Source organism: Breznakibacter xylanolyticus, assembly GCF_003254275.1.
Taxonomy (GTDB): Bacteria; Bacteroidota; Bacteroidia; order Bacteroidales; family Marinilabiliaceae; genus Breznakibacter; species Breznakibacter xylanolyticus.
This window is the reverse complement of the sequence record NZ_QKZK01000091.1, coordinates 1-1,003: the sequence shown is the minus strand read 5'-3', so window position 1 is coordinate 1,003 and position 1,003 is coordinate 1. Positions and strand designations below refer to the sequence as shown.

Genomic DNA, 1,003 nt, shown 5'->3' with positions numbered 1-1,003 from the left:
GTCTGGTGAATTTAAAGCCCAAACTGCTAAAGGAGCTGTTGGCCAGTTGTAATTCAGTGAAAGTAAAACGCCTGTTTCTCTATATGGCCGAAAAAACAAATCATCAATGGTTTCAATTTCTTGAAACCGAACAATTTGATTTAGGTAAAGGCAACCGAATGCTAGCCGAGAAAGGTGTTTACATTCCAAAGTATTTACTGTCAATCCCAAAAGAATTAGCCGAATTATGATTTCAGCCACATATAAAGCTCAGGTCGATTTGTTGTTACAGGTTTTGCCATATGTAGCCAAAGAGAAAATATTTGCTCTAAAGGGAGGTACAGCCATTAACCTCTTTATTCGGGATATGCCTCGCCTTTCGGTGGACATTGACCTGACTTATTTGCCATTGGATACAAGAGATGAAGCCTTGAAAAACATTCAAGAAGGTTTAAATCGGATTAAAACCGACATTGAAAGAAATTTGACTAATGTAAAAGTCCATACCGTTCCATTAAACGGCGAAACGGATGTCAAGCTCAATGTTCAGAGTAAGAATGCTCAGATAAAGATAGAAGTCAATACCATTACCAGAGGTAATGTATTTCCAACTGAATTCATGCAAGTGGTGGAGTCAGTTCAGGATGAGTTTGGTAAGTTTGCTGCCATTAATGTGGTATCGCTGGCTGAATTGTACGGCGGTAAGATTTGTGCTGCCATAGACAGGCAGCATCCACGTGATGTTTTTGATGTCAAACTTCTCATGGAAAATGAAGGGGTATCCGATGAAATATGGGACGGAGTAAAGATTGGTTTGATTAGCCATTACAAACCCATCATTGAATTATTGTTTCCCATTCTAAAAGATCAGAAGTCCGCCTTTGACAAACAATTTGCAGGAATGACTTCGGTTGAATTCACTTATGATGACTACGAAAAAACCAGAGCCACGTTAATTGATACCATCCAACAAAGACTTACTGATGATGAAAAACGGTTCTTGTTAAGTTTCGAGATGGGAGAA

Annotated in this window: 2 protein-coding genes; both read left to right on the top strand. The window is 38.9% G+C overall.

The annotated features are described in order from the left end of the window. Positions 1-230, top strand: a 230-nt coding sequence (locus LX69_RS17455; protein WP_185741731.1) for a type IV toxin-antitoxin system AbiEi family antitoxin domain-containing protein, incomplete at its 5' end; no start/stop codon positions are given. Beyond that, the coding region (locus tag LX69_RS17450; protein ID WP_111447303.1) for a nucleotidyl transferase AbiEii/AbiGii toxin family protein at positions 227-1,003 on the top strand (777 nt) is incomplete at its 3' end. The genes LX69_RS17455 and LX69_RS17450, both read left to right, overlap by 4 nt.